Here is a 14813-nt window from a genome sequence, read left to right on the forward strand (position 1 = left end):
AGGTGCCGGCGGGAGGGGCCCGCGGTGTCGGGCCGCTGTCAGGCCGGCCTGTCGGGCCTCACCGTGGGGCCACGCTGCCAGGCCTCGTTGCTAGGCCTGCGGGCCGCTGTCACGGGAATCGCCGGGGCCGGCCTCGGGCCGGGGCTGCGCTGACGGGCCGCCATGGCCGGAGGGCGTGCGCTTGGAACTGAGGTTGACGCCGGAACCCTTCCCCAGGTCAGCGGGATTCTCCTTGTGGCTCATGGCCAGCATGGCGGCCACCACCAGGATCACAATAAAGGCGATGCCGGCGCCGGTGAGCGCCAGATCGAACCGGGGCGAGCGGGCGCTGCCGCCCGAGGCGAAGATCAGGACGCCGAAGAAAACCACCACGGCCCAGAACGCGGAGAACATGAGCGGTCCCTTGACCGAGGTCCGCAGGCTGCGGGGCGCTCCGGGTTTCTGCTGTGCCAAGGTGTTTTCCTCCTGCAGCCCGCGCAAATAGCGTGGCTGTCTTGTTACCGCAATTGTTCTACGCCGGGTAGAACCTGTCGGTACTAGTTTACGGCCTCCGCGGAATCGCCCGGAGCATCATGGCGCAGGGTCAGTCCGGACAGCATCCACAGGACGCCGCTGATGATGGCCCCGCCGCCGGCAACGCCGAGGAGGGCGTGCGGGCCGAGGCCGATGAAGAACGGCAGCGCGATCGCAGTGCCCAGTCCGATCACGCCGGAGGCGATCCAGTCACGGGCCAGCACGGACCGGCCGCGGCCACGAATGCCCGCGAACAGCTCCGCGGCGCCGGCCACGCCCAGGCCCAGAGCCGCGATGGTTCCGAAGACGAGCGGGGCGGGGATCAGGGCCACGGCCGCGCCGGCTCCGGCCAGGGCTGCCCCGCCGGCGGAAAGGACTCTGCCAGCGCCTTCCCGCGGGGGGAATCCGGTCTTGGGTACGGTCCAGATCATCACCACACCGGTGGCCAGCAGGTAGAGGCCGCCGGCCCAGCCCATGCCCGATTCTGGCGGCGCCGCCCAGAACACGGTGACCGCGCCAAACACGAGCGCGACGGCCGCCCTGACAAGCACGGGCTTGAAGAGGTCGGCCGCGGCGCGGATGGCAGGGGTCGCGTCAGGCGCTGCGGGAAGAGTCACCCGTCCAGTTTAGTGCGAAGCCGCGGCTTCGCACGCCTGCCGGTGGTGCCTGTCCGCACTCACCGCGCGCCGAGCACCATCCACCGGTCCGTCCTGGCCCGGAGGCCCAGCGTCAGCGCCCGCGCCGCCATGTAGCCGAGTGAGAACGCGGCCCACAGCCAGAGCAATCCCGCGCCGGCACCGGCGTCGGAATAAAGCACGGCCAGCAGCAGCGGCAGGTAGGCAGCGAGGTTGACGACGCCGGCGATCGCCAGGTAGCGGGCGTCGCCCGCGCCGATGAGGACGCCGTCAAGGACGAAGACGTACCCGGCCAGCGGCTGCCCGGCGGCGAGCACCCAGAGGGCGAGGGTGAGTGCCGCCCGGACTTCGGCGTCGGGTGTGAAGAGGGCGCCCGCCCACGGTGCCGCGGCTGCCAGAAGGATTCCGGTCAGGACGCCGAAGCCGACCCCCCACCGGGTCATGGTGCGCGTCAGCGCTCGTGCCGCCACCGGCCGGGCCGCGCCGAGTTCCTTGCCGATCAAGGCCTGGGCCGCGATCGCGAGGGCGTCGAGGGCGAAAGCGAAGAACGTGAAGATGGTCATGGCCAGCTGATGCGCGGCGAGATTGACCGGCCCCTGGGCGGTGACCACCACTACCGTGGCGAGAATCGCGATCCGCAGGCTGAGCGTGCGCAGCATCAGCCAGGAACCCACCCCGGTCAGGGCCCGGATGCCACGCCAGTCCGGCCGCAGGGACACCCCGTGGTTGCGGGCGTTGCGCCGGACGATCAGCACATAGACGGCCGCCATGGCCCACTGCGCGATGCTCGTGCCCACGGCCGAGCCGGTCACGGACCAGCCCAACCCGTAGACGAGGACCAGGTTCAGCGCGATGTTCAGCGTGAAACCCGCGGCGGCGACGATCAGCGGGGTCCGGGTGTCCTGGAGTCCGCGCAGCACCCCGGTGCCCGCGAAGATGAGCAGCATCGCCACGAGGCCGGGCATGGACCCGCGCAGGTAGTCCACGGCAAAGGCATGCACCTCGCCGTCGGCGCCCATCAGGTCCAGGAGCGGGCCCGCGGCCAGGAACCCGGCGACCGCAAGGGCGAGTCCGAGCAGCAGCGCCAACCAGATGCCGTCGCGCCCGGCGGCGAGGGCTTTGGCCAGCTGGCCGTTGCCGATGGCCCGCGCCACTGCCGGGGTGGTGGAGTAGGCGAGGAACACCATCAGTCCGACTGCCGTGTGCAGGACCGCCGATGCCAGCCCGACGCCGGCCAGTTCGGCCACGCCGAGATGGCCCACAATGGCCGAATCCGCGAGCAGGAACAGCGGCTCGGCGATCAGGGCGCCGAAGGCCGGCACTGCCAGGCGCAGGATTTCCCGGCGCTGCCCGGTAGTCGGCGGCGGGGCGGTGGACAGCGGCGGGGAAGGTTGCACGCGTTAACCCTAGCCGGGCCACCGAATCGACCCAGCGCGTCATTTAGTTGACATTTCAACTAAATATCCGGAAGACTGGATCTTGAACGCAACCGAAGCCGCGGCGGCTGAGAGCCGCGACGCCCCCTACTTACGAAACGGTATTTCCCATGAACCAGCCCGCCCTGACCACCTCCGCCCGAACCATCCTGCGCGTCATCGCCGGCTTCCTTTTCGCCGCCCACGGCTGGCAGAAGTTCAACGAATTCACGATCGCAGGCACCCAGGCCGCCTTCACCCAGATGGGTGTTCCGGCAGCCCAGGCCGTGGCTCCCGTCGTCGCGACCCTCGAGCTCGTCGGCGGTGTCGCGCTGATCCTGGGCGTGCTCACCCGCGTGTTTGCGGTCCTCCTCGCACTGGACATGCTCGGCGCCCTGTTCATGGTCCACGCCTCCGCCGGCGTCTTCGTCGCAACCGGCGGCTATGAACTCGTCCTGATCCTGGCGGCCGCCGCCGCAGCCGTGGCACTCGTCGGTGCGGGCACGTTCTCCGCCGACCGCGCCCTCTTCGGCCGCACCGACGCGAAGCTCCGCGTCCTGGCCTAAGGCATCCATGGCATAGCTCACGGCCTGGAGCGCGACGGCGGGCGGTCACCTTTTGGTGGCCGCCCGCCGTCGTGTGTCTCCGGCTTATGGCGCGGTTATGGCGTGGTTGTGGCCTGCAGGAGAGCGATTGTGTCGCTGGCCGGCCGCGCCTGCCGGGCCAATCAGTAAACTCACAATATGAGCGAGAACGCGCCCAATTCCGTGACCCTGCGCTTCCTGGCGGCCCCCACCGATGTCGGCCACAGCGGCTCGGTCGACGCCGGCACCGTGCTCGAGTGGGTGGACAAGGCGGCCTATGCCGCCGCCGTCGGCTGGGCAAAGTCCTACTGCGTGACGGCCTACGTGGGGAACATCCACTTCGCGGACCCGGTCAACAGTGGCGACATGGTGGAGGTCGAGGCCACGATCGTGTACACCGGGCGGTCCTCGATGCATATCCGCACCGTGGTGTCCTCGGGCGATCCGAAGGGCGGACCCGCCACCATGCGCAGCCAGTGCATCGTGATCTTCGTGGCCGTGGGCGCAGACGGCAAGCCCATACCGGTGCCGCAGTTCGTCCCTGAGACGCCGGACGAAATCGAACAGCGGGACCACGCGCTGGCCCGGATCAAGGTCCGCGAGGACATCGTGGAGGCCATGAGCGGACAGGAATATACCGACGCCGGCACGGCCGAGAGCGTGGTGCTGCGGTTCATGGCCGCGCCCACGGATGTGAACTGGGGCGGCAAGGTGCACGGCGGCATCGTCATGAAGTGGATCGACGAGGCTGCCTATGTCTGCGCCTCCCGCTACTGCGGCAAGGACACCGTGGCCGTATTCTCCGGCGGTGTCCGGTTCTACCGGCCGCTGCTGATCGGCCACGTCGTAGAGGTGGAGGCCCGTCTGGTCTACACCGGCACCAAGGGCATGCACATCGCCGTCCACGTCCGCTCCGGAGACCCCAAGGGGCGCGAGCTGAACCTGACCACGTACTGCCTGACGGTCATGGTCGCCCGCGACGAGACCGGCACCTCGGTCCCGATTCCGCAGTGGGTGCCGGTGTCAGCGGAGGATATCCGGCTGCACGCCCACGCCCGCGAACTGCTGGAAATCCGCGGCCGGGCCCCGGGGAACCGGCTGCCCAACCACCTGCTCGCGGCCCGCGACCACTAGCCGGGCGGGGCTAGAAGCCGCCGCCACCGCCGGCGTCGGCGGCCATGTTGGCAAACCGCGAGTAGTGGCCCTGGAAGGCCACCACAATGTCTTTTGTGGGGCCGTTACGGTGCTTGGCGATCAGGATGTCCGCCTCGCCCGCGCGCGGGGACTCCTTGTCATAGACGTCTTCGCGGTGCAGCAGGATCACCATGTCGGCATCCTGCTCGATGGAGCCGGATTCGCGCAGGTCCGAGACCATGGGGCGCTTGTCCTGGCGCTGCTCGGAGCCACGGTTCAGCTGCGACAGCGCGATCACCGGCACCTGGAGTTCCTTGGCCAGGAGCTTCAGGGCACGGGAGAACTCGGAGACTTCCTGCTGGCGGGATTCCACTTTCTTGCCCGAGCTCATGAGCTGCAGGTAGTCCAGGATCACCAGCTTGAGGTCATGCTGCTGCTTCAGGCGCCGGCACTTGGCCCGGATCTCCATCAGCGACATGTTGGGGCTGTCATCGATGAACAGCGGCGCATCGTTCATCCGGCCCATGGTGGTGGCAATCTTGGACCACTGCTCGTCCTTGATGGTGCCCTTGCGGAGGTCCTGGAGACCGATCGTGGCCTCGGCGGACAGCAGGCGCATGGCGATCTCGTTGCGGCCCATTTCGAGGGAAAACATGACGGTCGCGAGGTTGTTCTTGATGGCGGCCGAGCGGGCGAAGTCCAGCGCGAACGTGGACTTGCCGACGGCCGGGCGGGCGGCGATGACGATCATCTGGCCGGGATGCAGGCCGTGGGTGAGTTCATCGAGCTCGTAGAAGCCGGTGGGTACACCCACCATGCCCTCGCCGCGGTGGCCGGAGGCCTCGATCTCGTCCACGGTGGATTCCATGACGTCCTTGAGGACCACATAGTCCTCCGCGGTCCGGCGTTCGGCGACGGCGTAGACCTCGGCCTGGGCCTGGTTGACCAGGTCTTCGACCTCGCCGTCCTGTCCGTAGCCGAGCTGGACGATCTTGGTGCCGGCGTTGACCAGGCGGCGCAACACCGCGCGTTCGCCCACGATTTCAGCGTAGTAACCGGCGTTGGCCGCCGTGGGGACCGTCTGGATGAGTTCGTGCAGGTAGGCGGGTCCGCCGATCCTGTTGATTTCGCCGCGCTTGGTCAGCTCGTCCGAGACGGTCACGGCGTCCGCGGGCTCGCCGCGGCCATAGAGGTCGATGATGGCCTCGTAGATGGTTTCGTGCGCCGGACGGTAGAAGTCCTGGCCACGCAGGATCTCGACGACGTCTGCGATGGCGTCCTTGGACAGCATCATGCCGCCCAGGACTGACTGCTCCGCGGGGATGTCCTGCGGAGGCTTGCGGCTGCCCTCGGCTCCCCGCGTACCCTCGACTGAGTCCAGATGCGTAACTGACAAAACTGCCGTCCTTCATTGTGTGCCGTGGCGGATGTCCGTTCGCCGCGGCGCGTAAGCACTGCGCCTTATGCCCAATGCCCTCGTACCCAGTGCTTTACAGCCAAGCGCCGTATCCCGGCGGGTCAACGCCCAGCCGCGGCGGTGCTCAACGGCCGTGATGCCGAACTGCTGTCATTGCGGAGCTGTGATGCGTACCTGCTGTGTTGCCGAACTGCTGTGATCCCGAACTGCTGTGATCCCGAACTGCTGTGTTGCCGAACTGCTGTGATGCGGGCGGCAAAACCCGGCACATGCCGGCCGCTCTATTCTTACCAGTCAGCTCCGACAGTTCGCGCCGGACCAGCAACCGCCGTTATCCACAGTGCTGGTGCGGCCGCAGGGCGCCGGATCCCGGAGCCGGTGTCCTGGTGGGCACCATCCGGCGACCGCAGGTTTTTCCGCTTCCCACGCCCGATATCCTGCTACGTTATCCGCCGCCGGGGCAGGCACCAACCCGGCCGCTCCGCTGCCCTGTGGATAACCTGTGCACTAGTGCCTGATGCTTGTGCACAGTCTGTGGGTAGAGCTGTGGATAGAAAAAAAGTTAAGCCTGTAATCAGTGCTTGACCTGCGGAAATGTTGCATTCATCTTGTGGACACAAAACAATTTCCGCCAAGCTTCATCCACAGCCTGCACCTTGGAGCTGGGGATACGATGCGGCACAGGAGGCCACATTTGCCGCCCGATACGCACATTTTGTGACCGGATTCATTCCCGCCGAGCCGAATTGACGCCAGCAGCGGCGCACTGTACGCGAGGTGCGGAACATGCTGTGGATAACCGCAATCTGGCATAAGCTCTAATCATGGGCGATGTACTGATAGTCATGTTGCCTGCCCTCATCCTCGCGGCGGTGCTCTGGGCGGCGGTCACGGCGTTGAAGCCGCGGAACCACGGCATCTCAGATGCCGAGCGTTACCAGCAGGAACTGGCGCTCAAGTCCCAGGCCCACTACGCGGCACAGGTCCGGGCTGCCGAGGCCTCCCGCGCCCGGATTGAAGCTACCACGCGCCCCAGCCAGAACTCCCAGCAGCAATCGCAGCAGGCCGACCACGCCCGCTCCGCCCTTTTGGGCCGGGACAGCTCCGGCCACCAGGATGCGTTGTCCGCCATTGGACACCTGAGCCCACAGCTCCTCTTGCAGCTCCAGTCGCTGGCCCACGACGGCCACAAGACGAAGGCCGTCCGGCTGCTGCGGCAATCGACGCGCTCGGACCTGAAGACCGCAAAGAATTACGTAGATCGGCTCTAGCACATGGACTCCCTGCTCATTCCCGTACTGATCCTGGTGCTCGTGGCCGCCGCCGTACTGCTGGCGATACGGGCGTGGAGCCGCCGCGGCGAACGCACCATGCCGGCACCAGCGCCGCAGCCGGACCCCAACTCCGCGGAGCTGGCCCGGACGGCGGCCGACAGGCTCACCGAGGACCAGCACCGGCAGCTCTACGCGCTGATCGCGCAGGGGCAGGCCATGACCGCCATCAAGGTCTACCTCGAGGCCACAGGCGAGGGCCTACGGGCGTCCCGCGACGCCGTCGCGGCGCTGGCAGCCCACCCCCAGCCCTTCCGCGCCCCTGAGCCGGCGCCGGCGGCCGTTCCGGACGACGACGACGTGCCCCAGCGGTTCTCGTACCGCTACCGCGCGATCGCCAGCAAGGGCGATGTCACCCGCGAGGTGAGCAGCAACATGCTCAATGATGAGATCTACGGGAGGATCCGCACCCTGGCCAAGAGCGGCGACACCGAGGCCGCAGCGACCGCCCTGACCCGCCACTCGGATATTTCCATGAAACAGGCCCGGGAATTCATCGCACTGCTTGGCGACTGAGCCCCGCGGGGCCCGCGCCGGCTCCGGGCCACCGGCACGGCCGGGGCCCGGCAGGGCTAGAAGTCGAACAAGTCCCCCAGCCAGCCTTCCTTCTTCTTCGGACGACGGCGGTCATCGTAACGCGGCTGCTCATACCTGGACTGGTCGGGACGCGGACGGTCGCGGCGGTCATCGTACCGGCGCTCGTCATAGCGGCGGTCATCCGGACGCCGATCGTCCCGGCGCGGGTCGAGGTTGTACAGCGGCGGCGGAATGTGGCCAGCAACCGCAGGTGAAAACTCAGCAGGTGAAAACGACGCAGGTGAAAACTCAGCAGGTGAAAACGCCGCAGGTGGCATCGCTGCCGGCGGCAGTGGTTTAGCGGGGACGCCGGCTGCCGGGCCCAACGACTCCGCCGCACGGTCAATGATCTTGTCCAGCTCTCCCCGGTCCAGCCACACCCCGCGGCATTGGGGGCAATAGTCAATCTCCACGCCGCTGCGTTCACTCATGATCAGGTCAATAGAATCCACGGGACATTTCATGTCCCGGACAACGAGCGGGCGGCCGAAAAGGTTCGGACGGCGCTGAATGCCCGGGAGCCCTGCGCCGGGCAGACCTACCGCTGGGCAGCGATCCCGGCCAGCAGCTGCTCAAACGGCAGGGACTCCAGCGCGACCGGCTTCTGCTGCGGCCCTGAGTCCTGCAGCAGGGCGACAAACTCCCCCGCCGCCCGGTCCACGCGCACCGACAGTGGCGAGCCGCCGTCGTCGTTGTTTCCCCAGTCCTGCGGCCCGGCGAAAACCGCGGTGGCGGCGATCCGGGTGCGCAGGTAGGTGAACAGCGGCCGCATCGCGAAGTCCAGCACCATCTGGTGCCGGTCCGTGCCGGCGGTGGCCCCGATCAGCACGGCCTTGCCTTCGAGCGCCTTGGGATCGAGCACGTCGATGAAGGACTTGAAAAGCCCGCTGTAGGACGCGCTGAACACGGGGCTGACGGCGATCAGGCCATCAGAGGCCTCGACGCCGGCAATCACTTCGGCGAGCCGCGGAGCCGCATACCCGGTTACAAAGTTGTTGGCGATGTCCACGGCGAGGTCCCGCAACTCCAGGACCTCGATGTCCACGGCGTAGCCGGCCGCGGCAAGCTGCCGTTCGGCCGAGGCCGCCAGCTGGTCCGCGAGCAGGCGGCTTGAGGAGGGGACGCCGAGTCCGGCGGAGATAACGGTGATACGGCGGGTTTCCACGGAGTGCTCCTAAGTTGAATCCTGGTCAGCAACGCGACTACATGCGTTTGCATCTACCTTTAGAAGCGGCGGGATAGGGGATTTATTCCCGGCCACCCTCCCCGCCTGACAGGAATGTCGCGCTCTGCAAGACTGCCCTCATGGCAGAAAACAAAACGCAGGCAACCGGCGCGTCGGTTCAGGAGTTCCTGGCCGCCGTCGAGCATCCGGTCCGGCGCGCCGACGGGTTCCGCCTGCTGGCACTGATGTCCGAAATAACGGGCGAACCGGCGCAAATGTGGGGTCCGACGATTGTGGGCTTCGGCCGCTACCACTACAAGTACGCGAGCGGCAGGGAGGGCGATGCCGCGGCGGTGGGCTTCTCCCCCAGGAAATCCAGCCTGTCGCTCTACGGCCTGACATATGGACCGGAGGCCGCCGAACTCCTCGGCAGGCTGGGCAGGCACAAGCTCGGCGCCGGCTGCCTGTACGTCAACAAGCTCGACGACGTCGACGAGGCCGTGCTCACCGAACTCGTCCGGCTCGGCTACCGGCATGTCACCACGGCGCTGCACCACGCCTAAGGGGATCCGCCCCGCCAAAGCAACGCGGGGTCACCTACGGCCCATGACGCCGTCCAACATGGACCGCAAGTGACCTCGTGTTGGGGTTAAAGCAGAAGGCCCCCGCCTTCGGTCCTCAGAGAGGTCCGGAGGCGGGGGCCTTCCAGCAGTTCAGGACTGCAGCCGGTGAGGGCTACTTGCCTGCGACTACGTCGAGTTCGATCACAGCGGAAACGTCGTCGTGCAGACGGACGTTTGCCTGGTAGGAACCGGTCGACTTGATGTGTGCCGGCAGTTCAACCTTGCGCTTGTCGATGCGGCCCAGGCCTGCGGCCTCAACAGCGTCGGCCACGTCGCCCTGCTTGACGGTGCCGAACAGGCGTCCGGTTGCGCCAGCCTTGACGACCAGCTTGACCGGCTTGGCGGAGAGTGCAGCAGCCTGCTTCTGAGCGTCTTCCAGGGAAGCGTGCTCGCGGGCAACGCGGGCAGCCTTGATGGACTCAACCTGCTTCTCGCCACCCTTGGACCAGGTCAGGGCGAAGTTGCGGGGCAGCAGGTAGTTACGTGCGTAACCGTCCTTGACCTCGACAACGTCGCCAGCAGCACCGAGACCGGTTACTTCGTGGGTCAGAATGAGCTTTGCCATTTTAGTTAATCCCTTCCTTAGCCGCGGCCAGCGCCGGAGTAAGGCAGCAGAGCAACTTCGCGGGCGTTCTTGATTGCCTGGGCGATCTTGCGCTGTTCCTGCACCGTGACGCCAGTGACGCGACGGGCGCGGATCTTTCCGCGGTCGGAGATGAACTTGCGCAGCAATGCTACGTCCTTGTAGTCGATGACAGTGATGTCAGCGGCCTTCAAGGGGTTGGACTTTGGTTTGGGCTTACGGAGTTCAGCCTTAGCCATCGTGGAGCTCCTATTCGATGGAGCCCGTGGATATTGATCCACGGGATGGTGGTGATCCGGCGCAGTCTGCACCAGACCGCCTTGCGGCGGCCAGTCGGTTTTCGTTGCCGGACCTTAGATGTTGTTTAGAAGGGAGGTTCGGAATCCGGGCCGTTGCCCCAGCCGCCGCCCGCATTGCTGACCCCGGGCGTGGCCCACGGGTCTTCCTGCGCGGCGGGCTGGTTGCCGCCCCATGTCCCACCGGTGTTGCCGCCCTGGTTTGCACCCTGGCCGCCACCGAATCCACCGCCGCTGTTGCCGCCGCCGAAGCCACCCTGACCACCCTGACCGCCGGAGCGCTGGGTGCGGTTGACCTTGGCGTTGGCGTAGCGCAGGCTCGGGCCGATTTCATCGACCTCAAGCTCGATAACGGTGCGCTTCTCGCCTTCTTTTGTTTCGTAGGAACGGCTCTTCAAGCGGCCGGAGACGATAACGCGCATGCCCTTGGTCAGGGACTCGGCGACGTTTTCGGCTGCTTCGCGCCAGACCGAAGCGCGGAGGAACAGGGTTTCCCCGTCCTTCCACTCATTGGACTGCCGGTCGAAGGTGCGGGGAGTAGAAGCGATGGTGAAATTCGCTACGGCCGAACCGGACGGTGTGAACCTGAGTTCGGGGTCATTGGTGAGGTTACCGATAACCGTGATAGTGGTTTCGCCTGCCATCTACTGCCTCCTTGTGCGTTCCTGCGGGGATGAAGATTGAAGGTTGGCCGCTGAATTACTCAGCAACAACTTTCTGCTCTTCGGGGCGGGTGATCTTGGTGCGCATGATGGTCTCGTTGAGACTCAGCTGGCGGTCAAGTTCCTTGGCGGTAGCCGGCTCGGCGGTGAAGTTCACCACGGCGTAGATACCTTCGGACTTCTTCTGGATTTCGTAAGCCAGGCGACGACGGCCCCAGATGTCAACCTTTTCGATGGTTCCACCATCGTTGGTGATGACGTTCAGGAACTTCTGAAGCGACGGCTCAACGGCACGCTCTTCGACCTCGGGGTCGATGATTACCATCAATTCGTAAGGACGCATATGTGAACCCACCTCCTTTGGGCTAAGCGGTTACGGCATTTCCGTAACAGGAGGTTCATTTGCGGTGTCATGCCTGCCCGGCCGCCGGAACGGAGGCAGGGCGCAGCACAGACTTCAATAGCTTAGTGCATGCGGGCCGGAATCCGCGATTCCGTGCCTCCACCGTACGGCCCGGCGGCGTGGCCGGGAAGAGCGTCGACGGCCATGTGGATAACCGCCACACGGCCAGCGTTCAGTCGGGGGGCGCATCGGCTGTGCCATGATCTGAAAATGCACACCAACCCCTCGTCAGCCGTGCCGCCGCCACTCCGCCGCAGCCGTCTCCGCTTCGCCGCCATGGTGCTGTTGGGGCTACTCGCCGCCGGGGCGGCCGGAATGTCAGGGCACTGGGTGCAGGCTCCCACGATTGGCTGGTGCGCCGCCGCCTTGACCTACGTCGTCTGGGTCTGGCTGGTTATCGGCCGCCTCGACCCCGCGGACACGCGGTTGCACGCCACAACGGAAGACCCGGCCCGGAGCACGACGGACCTGCTTATCCTGGCCGCCAACGCCGCCAGCCTGGCGGCGGCGGGAGCGGTCATCGTGGATTCGCACAACAACACTGACACCCTCTCCAGGATTGCCGGCGGGCTGCTCGCGGTAGTCTCGGTGGCGCTGTCCTGGACCCTGGTCCAGACGCTGTTCACACTGCGGTACGCGGAGCTGTACTACGGCACGGGCGCGAGGGCAGGCTCCCGGGTGGGCGGCATCGACTTCAACCAGAGCCGGCCGCCGCAGTACACCGATTTCGCCTACTTAGCCACAAGTCTGGGCATGACGTACCAGGTATCGGACACCGCGCTGCAGAACCATGGCATCCGGGCCGAGGCCCTCAAGCACAGCCTGCTCTCCTACCTCTTTGGGACCATCATTCTGGCAACCACCATCAACCTCGTAGTCGGCGTCGCCGCGTAGGGCGCCAGGCGTCAGGCCGCCGTCCGGAAGAACGTCCGGGTCACCGCGGCCAGCCGGTGCGGGTCCTCGACGCCGCACAGCTCGCGCGCCGAATGCATCGACAGCAGGGCGACCCCGACGTCGACCGTCCGGATTCCCAGCCGGGTGGCGGTCAGCGGGCCGATCGTCGACCCGCACGGCATCACGTTGTTGGAGACGAATTCCTGGTACGGAATACCGGCGTCGGTGCACAGCCGGGCCCAGAGGGCGGCGCCGGCGGCGTCGGTGGCGTAGCGCTGGTTGGCATTGATCTTCAGCAGCGGACCACCGTTGAGGACCGGCCGGTTGGCGGGATCGTGCCGCTCGGGATAGTTCGGGTGCACGGCGTGGCCGGCGTCCGCGGAGACGCAGAACGACGCCGCGAAGGCCTGCCGCCGCTGGCTTGCAGAGGCGCCGAGTCCGTCCGAGATCCGCACGAGGACGTCTTCGAGGATGGGCCCGCACGCCCCGGACCGGGACGCCGAGCCGATTTCCTCGTGGTCGAAGGCGGCCAGCACGGCAATCGGCGCACCGTCCGGCACGGGTGTGGCGGCGTGCGCCATCAGCGCCGTGAGCCCGGCGTGCGTCGCGGAGAGGTTGTCGAGCCGGCCGGAGGCGAAGAATTCGCCCCTGGCGCCGAACACCGCCGGCGCCTGGGTGTCTGCGATGACGACGTCGTACCCGCCGATCTGCGCCGGATCCACCTCGGCATTGGCAACGCGGTCCGCGAGGAGTCCGAGCAGGTCCTCGCCGGCGGGATCGCCCAGGCCAAAGACCGGATTCATGTGCTGCTGCTTGTCCAGGGCCAGGCCCTCATTGACGGCCCGGTCCAGGTGGATGGCGAGCTGCGGGAAGCGCAGCAGCGGGCCGGTGGCCGTGAGGTGCTGCGTGCCGTCGCGCATGACGAGCCGGCCGGCGAGCTGGAGTTCGCGGTCCAGCCAGGAGTTCAGGAGGGGTCCGCCGTAGACCTCGACGCCGGCCTGCAGCCAGCCGAACTTGCCGGTGGTGGGCTTCGGCTTGAGTTTGAAGGAGGGCGAGTCCGTGTGCGCGCCGAGGATGTTGAAACCGGTGGTCGGTCCGGCGCCTGCCGGCACCACCCAGGCGATGAAGGCGCCGTCGCGGATCACGTAGAACTTGCCGGCGGCGGCCGCGGGCTCCGGCCAGGGCTGCAGTTCGTCCAGGCCGGTGAAGCCCGCCGCGTCCAGCCGGCGCGCGGCCTCGTGGACGGCGTGGAAGCTCGACGGCGACGCGCTGACGTACGCGCCGAGGTCCTGGATGTGCTCTGCGGCAGTGCTCGGTGTGGGCATGGCTCCGAGTCTAGCCCGGCACGCACGGGCCCCGGGGGCCGCGGTGCCGGGCGACGCCGCGCCTAGACGGTGACGTTGAGACCGGCGGCGTAGCCCGCGGCCACCGAGCCGGTGATGGTGGCCAGCTGGTAGATGCCGCCGTCGTTGCCGAACACGTTGTCGGACTTCAGCGTGGTGCGGGGGAAGTTCTGCGCGCTGGATTCGTACCCGGCCGATGCGTAGACCTCCTTGCACGCGGCCTCGGTCAGCGCGATCTGTGACACCGCCAGGACCTGGCCGGCCGCCGTCGCATTGTTCATGGACTCGAACACTTCGAAGTGGATGTGCGGCCAGCGGCCGTTGTAGGCGCCGGGGTAGATGGTCTTGAACGTGACCTGGCCGTTGGCGTCGGCCTCCTGGACGCCGCGGAGGTAGTTCTGGTTCTGAAGCCCCGAATCGTACATGGAGTATTTGCCCTCGCGGTCACAGTGCCAGGCGTACACCGCGGCACCGGCCAGCGGGGTGCAGCCGTTGGCGTTGTCGAGAAGGGTCAGCGTGACGGTCAGCGGTACGCCCTCGGCTGTGCTGGTGGAGGTCCCGAAGCTGGATGTGATGTCCTGACGGACCACGCCGGATGCCTCGAGGACGTTGGGTCCGTTGGAACCGTCACCGGGGTAGGGGCCGGCGGTTTCCTGCGGGATTTCGACCCCGCACTCGGCGATCGCCCGGGTGAGCGTCGGAGTGGCCGAGGCCGACGCGGCCGAGGGCGCCGGGGCTGTTGCCGCCGAGGTCCCCGCGGCCGACGTCGAACTGCCGCTGGTGCCGCTGGTGCCGCTGGTGCCGCCCGGGCTGCAGGCCGCAAGGGCTGCGGCCGTTCCCGCGCTGAGGAACATGCCCAGCGATCGGCGGCTGACGAGGGTGGAGAGATCGAATTCCAGGCCGCGGTCGTGGTTGGGGTGCGGCTCGTGCGGGGGCTGCGGCATTTTTGTCATGACCCCATCGAACCCGGCAGCGCTATGGGCTGGCTAGTCCCTTCCTGTGACGCGGCTGTGCCCCGGCACGCATGGACATGCCCTCCCCTCGGCCCGGGGACGCGGCTGTGCCCCGGCACACATGGACATGCCCTCCCCTCGGCCCGGGGACTGGGCATGCCCCCCGGCACGCATGGATATGCCCTCCCCTCGCGCCGGGCAGTGGACATGATGGCGCTATGTCCAGTGGTGGGCGCAGGGGGAGGGCATGTCCGGTGGTGCGGGACGGCCGCGGGGCCTTCCGGGG

Annotated in this window: 18 protein-coding genes; 6 read left to right on the plus strand and 12 right to left on the minus strand. The window is 67.2% G+C overall.

Annotation, left to right across the window (positions count from 1 at the left end; all coding sequences use genetic code 11):
* Nucleotides 1-90: 90 nt before the first annotated feature.
* The 3 genes from AC1DN2_RS13295 to AC1DN2_RS13305 form a co-directional block, all read right to left on the minus strand.
* Nucleotides 91-453, minus strand: a complete 363-nt coding sequence (locus AC1DN2_RS13295) for a hypothetical protein (RefSeq protein WP_079555031.1) — start codon at nt 451-453, stop codon at nt 91-93.
* A gap of 83 nt (nt 454-536) precedes the next feature.
* Nucleotides 537-1130: a hypothetical protein gene (locus tag AC1DN2_RS13300; protein WP_028277630.1), complete on the minus strand. Its 594-nt coding sequence runs from the start codon at nt 1128-1130 to the stop codon at nt 537-539.
* Nucleotides 1131-1189: 59 nt separating this feature from the next.
* Nucleotides 1190-2545: an MATE family efflux transporter gene (locus AC1DN2_RS13305; RefSeq protein ID WP_476850676.1), complete on the minus strand. Its 1356-nt coding sequence runs from the start codon at nt 2543-2545 to the stop codon at nt 1190-1192.
* Between the two features lie 149 nt (nt 2546-2694).
* Between AC1DN2_RS13305 and AC1DN2_RS13310 the strand changes: the two genes are divergently transcribed.
* Both AC1DN2_RS13310 and AC1DN2_RS13315 read left to right on the plus strand, forming a co-directional pair.
* Complete coding sequence (locus AC1DN2_RS13310) at nt 2695-3129, plus strand: DoxX family protein (protein WP_476850677.1); 435 nt, start codon at nt 2695-2697, stop codon at nt 3127-3129.
* Between the two features lie 177 nt (nt 3130-3306).
* Nucleotides 3307-4281, plus strand: a complete 975-nt coding sequence (locus tag AC1DN2_RS13315; RefSeq protein ID WP_476850678.1) for an acyl-CoA thioesterase — start codon at nt 3307-3309, stop codon at nt 4279-4281.
* Nucleotides 4282-4291: 10 nt separating this feature from the next.
* Here the strand turns inward: AC1DN2_RS13315 and dnaB are convergent, their stop codons facing one another.
* Nucleotides 4292-5677, minus strand: coding sequence for a replicative DNA helicase (gene dnaB, locus AC1DN2_RS13320; protein ID WP_018775337.1), 1386 nt, complete (start codon nt 5675-5677; stop codon nt 4292-4294).
* Nucleotides 5678-6522: 845 nt separating this feature from the next.
* Between dnaB and AC1DN2_RS13325 the strand changes: the two genes are divergently transcribed.
* Entirely contained in the window at nt 6523-6969 is a 447-nt protein-coding gene (locus AC1DN2_RS13325) for a hypothetical protein (RefSeq protein ID WP_476850679.1), read from the plus strand.
* Between the two features lie 3 nt (nt 6970-6972).
* Nucleotides 6973-7545, plus strand: coding sequence for a hypothetical protein (locus AC1DN2_RS13330; RefSeq protein WP_476850680.1), 573 nt, complete (start codon nt 6973-6975; stop codon nt 7543-7545).
* Between the two features lie 56 nt (nt 7546-7601).
* Here the strand turns inward: AC1DN2_RS13330 and AC1DN2_RS13335 are convergent, their stop codons facing one another.
* The gene (locus AC1DN2_RS13335) at nt 7602-8057 is read right to left on the minus strand and encodes a TFIIB-type zinc ribbon-containing protein (protein WP_476850681.1); all 456 of its coding nucleotides are present in this window, start codon (nt 8055-8057) and stop codon (nt 7602-7604) included.
* Between the two features lie 86 nt (nt 8058-8143).
* Complete coding sequence (locus tag AC1DN2_RS13340) at nt 8144-8770, minus strand: FMN reductase (RefSeq protein ID WP_476850682.1); 627 nt, start codon at nt 8768-8770, stop codon at nt 8144-8146.
* A 140-nt stretch (nt 8771-8910) separates the two neighbouring features.
* On the opposite strand from AC1DN2_RS13340, the gene AC1DN2_RS13345 reads away from it, so the two are divergent.
* On the plus strand, nt 8911-9333 hold the full coding sequence (locus AC1DN2_RS13345; protein ID WP_230009171.1) for a DUF1801 domain-containing protein: 423 nt from the start codon (nt 8911-8913) through the stop codon (nt 9331-9333).
* Between the two features lie 172 nt (nt 9334-9505).
* Here the strand turns inward: AC1DN2_RS13345 and rplI are convergent, their stop codons facing one another.
* The 4 genes from rplI to rpsF all read right to left on the minus strand — a co-directional run bounded on the left by rplI (nt 9506) and on the right by rpsF (nt 11277).
* Nucleotides 9506-9958, minus strand: coding sequence for a 50S ribosomal protein L9 (rplI, locus tag AC1DN2_RS13350; protein ID WP_018775331.1), 453 nt, complete (start codon nt 9956-9958; stop codon nt 9506-9508).
* A gap of 17 nt (nt 9959-9975) precedes the next feature.
* On the minus strand, nt 9976-10215 hold the full coding sequence (gene rpsR / locus AC1DN2_RS13355; RefSeq protein WP_003800144.1) for a 30S ribosomal protein S18: 240 nt from the start codon (nt 10213-10215) through the stop codon (nt 9976-9978).
* Nucleotides 10216-10340: 125 nt separating this feature from the next.
* Entirely contained in the window at nt 10341-10916 is a 576-nt protein-coding gene (locus tag AC1DN2_RS13360) for a single-stranded DNA-binding protein (RefSeq protein ID WP_018775330.1), read from the minus strand.
* Between the two features lie 55 nt (nt 10917-10971).
* Complete coding sequence (gene rpsF, locus AC1DN2_RS13365; RefSeq protein WP_026266755.1) at nt 10972-11277, minus strand: 30S ribosomal protein S6; 306 nt, start codon at nt 11275-11277, stop codon at nt 10972-10974.
* Nucleotides 11278-11547: 270 nt separating this feature from the next.
* On the opposite strand from rpsF, the gene AC1DN2_RS13370 reads away from it, so the two are divergent.
* A complete protein-coding gene (locus AC1DN2_RS13370) occupies nt 11548-12231 on the plus strand; it encodes a DUF1345 domain-containing protein (protein ID WP_476850683.1) in 684 nt (227 codons plus the stop codon).
* Nucleotides 12232-12242: 11 nt separating this feature from the next.
* Here AC1DN2_RS13370 and AC1DN2_RS13375 read toward each other — a convergent pair whose 3' ends face one another.
* Both AC1DN2_RS13375 and AC1DN2_RS13380 read right to left on the minus strand, forming a co-directional pair.
* On the minus strand, nt 12243-13556 hold the full coding sequence (locus tag AC1DN2_RS13375; RefSeq protein WP_476850684.1) for a M18 family aminopeptidase: 1314 nt from the start codon (nt 13554-13556) through the stop codon (nt 12243-12245).
* 62 nt (nt 13557-13618) lie between these two features.
* On the minus strand, nt 13619-14518 hold the full coding sequence (locus tag AC1DN2_RS13380; RefSeq protein ID WP_476850724.1) for an intradiol ring-cleavage dioxygenase: 900 nt from the start codon (nt 14516-14518) through the stop codon (nt 13619-13621).
* Nucleotides 14519-14813: the final 295 nt, after the last annotated feature.

This window comes from Arthrobacter sp. 01L42, from assembly GCF_056400005.1.

Excerpts from the sequence above, each read along its gene's own strand:
- rpsR (WP_003800144.1), bottom strand. The coding sequence starts at position 10,215 with ATGGCTAAGGCTGAACTCCGTAAGCCCAAACCAAAGTCCAACCCCTTG.
- AC1DN2_RS13330 (WP_476850680.1), top strand. The coding sequence starts at position 6,973 with ATGGACTCCCTGCTCATTCCCGTACTGATCCTGGTGCTCGTGGCCGCC.
- AC1DN2_RS13360 (WP_018775330.1), bottom strand. The coding sequence starts at position 10,916 with ATGGCAGGCGAAACCACTATCACGGTTATCGGTAACCTCACCAATGAC.
- rplI (WP_018775331.1), bottom strand. The coding sequence starts at position 9,958 with ATGGCAAAGCTCATTCTGACCCACGAAGTAACCGGTCTCGGTGCTGCT.
- AC1DN2_RS13345 (WP_230009171.1), top strand. The coding sequence starts at position 8,911 with ATGGCAGAAAACAAAACGCAGGCAACCGGCGCGTCGGTTCAGGAGTTC.
- rpsF (WP_026266755.1), bottom strand. The coding sequence starts at position 11,277 with ATGCGTCCTTACGAATTGATGGTAATCATCGACCCCGAGGTCGAAGAG.
- AC1DN2_RS13310 (WP_476850677.1), top strand. The coding sequence starts at position 2,695 with ATGAACCAGCCCGCCCTGACCACCTCCGCCCGAACCATCCTGCGCGTC.
- AC1DN2_RS13370 (WP_476850683.1), top strand. The coding sequence starts at position 11,548 with ATGCACACCAACCCCTCGTCAGCCGTGCCGCCGCCACTCCGCCGCAGC.
- AC1DN2_RS13380 (WP_476850724.1), bottom strand. The coding sequence starts at position 14,518 with ATGCCGCAGCCCCCGCACGAGCCGCACCCCAACCACGACCGCGGCCTG.
- AC1DN2_RS13325 (WP_476850679.1), top strand. The coding sequence starts at position 6,523 with ATGGGCGATGTACTGATAGTCATGTTGCCTGCCCTCATCCTCGCGGCG.
- AC1DN2_RS13315 (WP_476850678.1), top strand. The coding sequence starts at position 3,307 with ATGAGCGAGAACGCGCCCAATTCCGTGACCCTGCGCTTCCTGGCGGCC.
- AC1DN2_RS13375 (WP_476850684.1), bottom strand. The coding sequence starts at position 13,556 with ATGCCCACACCGAGCACTGCCGCAGAGCACATCCAGGACCTCGGCGCG.